Source organism: Bradyrhizobium sp. CAR08 (assembly GCF_052871955.1).
Genome location: NZ_JBIXJX010000055.1, coordinates 1 through 4,475 on the forward strand (window position 1 = coordinate 1; position 4,475 = coordinate 4,475).

Below are 4,475 nucleotides of genomic sequence, written 5' to 3' on the forward strand. Positions count from 1 at the left end.
AGGGAATCCACAAACGAAAATTGCAAGGTTTGGGGGCCTCAAGCCCCCAATCCCTGCAATCTCAAATGCCGCCCCAACCGGAAAACTGACTCCTGCTCAATCGCTTAGAGCCTTGTTCACGGACGACTAGGTACTAGGCGTGCGGAGCTTACGAAAGGCCTGGCGCGCATAACATCCAATCTCGTGGACTGCGTTGTACCGGCGCGGGCGCCACCACGACAGAACGCCCCCACTTCGGCTACAGATCGCCCTTGGGCTCCGCCGCCGCCCCAACAACTCGGTCCGCTGCAGGGCGCGCATTCGAACCCATTGGAAGCACAACCGGCTTGTCAACCAGACAATCAAGACCAAGTCCAAGTGCCGCGCGAAGGTACCCCAGATGGGCCTTCGGTTCGGTCGAGACAATGACTTTAGAACGTGGACTTGCCAAGGCTCTGAGACAAGGCTCTGAGAGCGTCCTCCCCCTCGCCGGAGTACCAGATGCCCTGTGGTCGGAAATCGGCTATCCAGAGATACTCATCGGCTTGCACGCGCGTTTCTCGAAAGGCATGCACCGCATTTTTGGTGCTCCCGAGCTCAACCACATGGAGCCGGAGGCTCGCCTCCTGGCGACGGCGCTCTCAATCAGAGGAAAATACTTAGCCGTGGCGTGAGGACCGAGCCCGACGAGTACAAGGTCATCCCCGTCTGATCTCCTCTCGCTTGCGTCCCCCACAGAACTTCGGACGCGAACCAGTCAAGTTGGCGTCGAGTCCGACCAAAACAGAAATGGCACTCCTTTCAAAACCGTCGGTAAAACGACTTCCGATTCAAGGCTCGTCGGTCATCCGCAGGCAAGCGCGAGATTTTCGATATTCTTCAGAAGGGACACCTGCGGCAGTGGAGACAGCCGCTGTCCCTCCGGTAATGCTTCAGCGCCGGAGAGGTGCGCCAAGCAGTCTCGAGGTCGAATTCTGGGGATCGTATATTGCCGATACGAACGCCTGGCTTTCGGGATCCCCTCCGGGATTCCGCCTAACGATCCTACGCCGACGCATGGTTGGCTTTATTGGAAGGGATCGGCATGGTAATTAGGTTGTACGCGAACAGAACGGTATTTTTGGTGGCATCCTTGTCAACCGGGCCCAGGGTTCCCGAGCGTCGACTGCAATTATGTCATTGTTTGCAAATGCCCAATGACAATCGTTTGCAGTGTTAGCCGCGACGACAAGGTTTGGGACAACGCAAATGTAGAGCTTCTTTTCCTCGCTCGAAACGCGGACGGACGGCCAACAAAAGCTGCACAACCAGAATGAGGCACGAGCCGATGTGCTCGATGACATGGAGTGAGCTTTACAATGCGACCTGCAGATACGACAGAACGGTTAACTCAACCTGGTTAAGTTCGAGCGCACTGTGCGAGTAGCTTTGTCCGGTGCTCATCAAATCGGCAGCAGCGCAAACGGACGGACGCGAGACAATCAGCTTCGATCTCCGCGGACAAGCACACTCCTGCGATCAAAGGGACTGAATGAGAGCGCTTCTATGCCACCGCCCCATTCTCGCTCGCACGCCTTGCGCTGAGTGTTTTGCGACGAGATTATCAACTATCGATCCTAGTAGTTTCGAAGCTCGTTGTTTGGTGCAATTTAGGCCATCCGCACCGGCGTAAGAGGACTTTCGAAGACTAGGAATGAGTATGGATGTCCACTCTGCTGGCCAATGCTCCTGACTTGCTACAGGAGGTCGGATCATCCACGCGATTGACATTTCCATTATTGCAACGACGGGCGGCTGTCTGGCGTAAGCTATCGTCCGCAACCTGCTGCAAAATAGACAAGTGACATGCTGGATATCATCGTTACGGACGTGATCGGTTCCTCCGCAGTCAAGGCGATTGAGGGAGGGCTAAACAATTTCGAGGATCTCGCTACCGGGATCAGCGATAGGCGTCCTCTTGCTGTGACCCTATTGGATCATGGAACGGACCGCGCTTTAGGCGGGGCAATTGGGCGTTCCTCGTCCGGATTGTTGTTCCTCGATATGTTTTTTTTGCCAACGGAGCTTCGCGGAAAGGGCCTGGGAACAAAGATCCTGAGAAAATTTGAGCAGGAAGGTCAGCGGCGGGGCTGCCGGTCAGGCTTTCTCTACACCTTTAGCTTCCAGGCACCAGGTTTCTACGCCAAAAACGGATGGAAGGCCTTCGGTCGTATACATTGCGCCCCGCCCGGCACCTCTCGTATCTTCATGACGAAAGACTTGGAAGGTCCTTCCTAATTCAGCCCTTCAGAGTCCTTTCAGTCGATTGAATCCTGCGGCGCGTTATAGAGTATGGCCCTAGGCGCGTGAACGCCCGACGCAATCCAGCGCCAAGCTCCCCACCAAACCAAAGCCTTGCCGCTGCAGTTGGCGGCATGGGTTGAGCTGCTGCCGGTTTGATGGACAGGGGTTAAGCTAATCCCACCTTGCGCTCGAACTCAACAGGGCTGAGGTAACCGATCGTCGAGTGACGTCGGATCGTGTTGTAGAACCGCTCGATGTAATCGAACACATCTGCTCTGGCCTCGTTCCTGGTGCGATAGGTTTTGCGCTCGGTGCGTTCGGTTTTCAGCGACGAGAAGAAGCTCTCCATCGCCGCGTTGTCCCAGACGTTGCCGGACCGACTCATGCTGCAGACGATGCCGCTATCAGCCATCAAGCGCTGGAACTGCTCGCTGACGTACTGGCTGCCGCGATCGGAATGATGCATCAGGGCATCCGGCTTGCCGCGCCGCCAGACCGCCATCAACAGGGCGTCCGCAACCAACTGGGCGGTCATGCTGGCGTTCATCGACCAGCCGACCACCCGGCGCGAGAACAGGTCGATCACCGCCGACACATAGACCCAGCCCTCAGCCGTCCAGATGTAGGTGAGGTCGGCGATCCACTTCTGGTTCGGGCGCTCGGCCTCGAACTGCCGATCCAGAAGATTCGACGCCACGTTCGCAATCTGGCGATGGCCTGCGTCCTTCGGCAGACGCCGGCGTTGTGGCCGCGCCCGCAGGGCCTGCAGGCGCATCAGCCGTTCGACCCGGTGCAGGCCGCATTCGACGCCGTCCGCCAGAAGGTTGCGCGTTTCGCGGCATCGTGAGCACGGATTTCAGCGCATCGTGAGCAACGATTTCAGAGGATCGTGAGCAGCGATTTCAGGCGATCGTGAGCAACGTTTGGCGGTGCCGGACGCTTCGACCGACAACTCAACCGGGCTACGGAGTCTTCATTCAACCAATGAGGAAGCCTGATGCCTACCGAGAGATTGTCGATGCGCCGGATCCGAGAAGTTCTACGTTTGAGGCACCAGGGCCTGACCGAGCGCGTCATCGCGCGGACGTTGGGAGTGAGCAATGGGGTCGTACACGGTTATGTGCGTCGCGCCCGCCTTGCGGGGCTGACCTGGCCGCTGCCGGAGGGCCTGGACGACGAGAGCCTTGAACTGCTGCTGTTTCCGGCGCCAAAGGCTGCCTCGGAAAGCGACCGACGACCGTCCCCCGACTGGGTTTATGTGGAGAAGGAGCTACGCCGGCGCAGCGTGACGCGCCTGCTGTTGTGGGAAGAGTATCGCGCCGCCAATCCGGACGGCTTTGGCTATACCTGGTTTTGCACGACGTTCGAGGCCTGGAAGCAGCGGGCCCGGCCAAGCATGCGTCAGACTCACGCCGGTGGGGAGAAGGTATTCGTCGATTTTGCCGGCGACACCATCGATATCTTCGATCCCATCACCGGCGAAGTGCGCGCCATGAAGCTGTTCGTCGCGGCGATGGGGGCCTCGAACTATACCTACGCCGAGGCCTGCCCCAGCGAGAGCCTGTCCGACTGGATCGGCGTGCATGCCAGCCTGTTCAGGTACCTCGGCGGCGTGCCGAAGTTCGTGGTCTGCGATAATCTCAAGGCCGCCGTGACCAACCCCGATCGCTACGATCCCGGGATCAACCGCACCTATGCTGAGATGGCCGGCCATTACGGCACCGCGATCCTGGCGGCCCGCCCGAGGCGACCAAAGGACAAGGCCAAAGTTGAGGTCGCAGTCCAGATCGCCCAGCGCTGGGTCCTGGCCCGCCTGCGCAACCAGCGCTTCTTTTCCTTGGCGGAGCTCAATACCGCCATCCGCGGGCTCGTCGTCGAACTCAACGCCCGCCAGATGCGCGGCTTCGGCTCGAGCCGGACCGAACTGTTCGCCGAGATTGATCGCCCCAAGTTGAGAGAACTGCCGGACCAGCCCTACGTCTTTGCGCGATGGAAGCGTTGCCGTGTCGCCCCAGATTATCACGTCGAGATCGACGGCCATTGGTATTCCACCCCTTACCGCCTGATCCGTGAACTCGTCGATGTCCGCCGACAAGACCGTCGAGGTCTTCCACAAGGGACAGAGGATCGCCAGCCACGCCCGTGCGCCCAACCGGCGCGGCCACACCACGATTGCCGATCATATGCCCAGCGCCCACCGCCGCTACGGCAAA

Annotated in this window: 1 protein-coding gene and 2 pseudogenes; 2 read left to right on the plus strand and 1 reads right to left on the minus strand. The window is 59.1% G+C overall.

Annotation, left to right across the window (positions count from 1 at the left end):
* The first annotated feature begins 1,824 nt into the window (after nt 1-1,824).
* The gene (locus tag ACIPUD_RS39490) at nt 1,825-2,256 is read left to right on the plus strand and encodes a GNAT family N-acetyltransferase (RefSeq protein ID WP_446482956.1); all 432 of its coding nucleotides are present in this window, start codon (nt 1,825-1,827) and stop codon (nt 2,254-2,256) included.
* A 172-nt stretch (nt 2,257-2,428) separates the two neighbouring features.
* Here the strand turns inward: ACIPUD_RS39490 and ACIPUD_RS39495 are convergent.
* Nucleotides 2,429-3,082, minus strand: a pseudogene (locus ACIPUD_RS39495) (IS3 family transposase); the annotation flags it as partial.
* A 177-nt stretch (nt 3,083-3,259) separates the two neighbouring features.
* Here ACIPUD_RS39495 and istA point away from each other — a divergent pair.
* A pseudogene (istA, locus tag ACIPUD_RS39500) lies at nt 3,260-4,475 on the plus strand (IS21 family transposase); the annotation flags it as partial.

What these genes read in the sequence shown, in the direction of transcription:
- ACIPUD_RS39490 (WP_446482956.1), top strand. Translation starts at nt 1,825, where the DNA reads ATGCTGGATATCATCGTTACGGACGTGATCGGTTCCTCCGCAGTCAAG.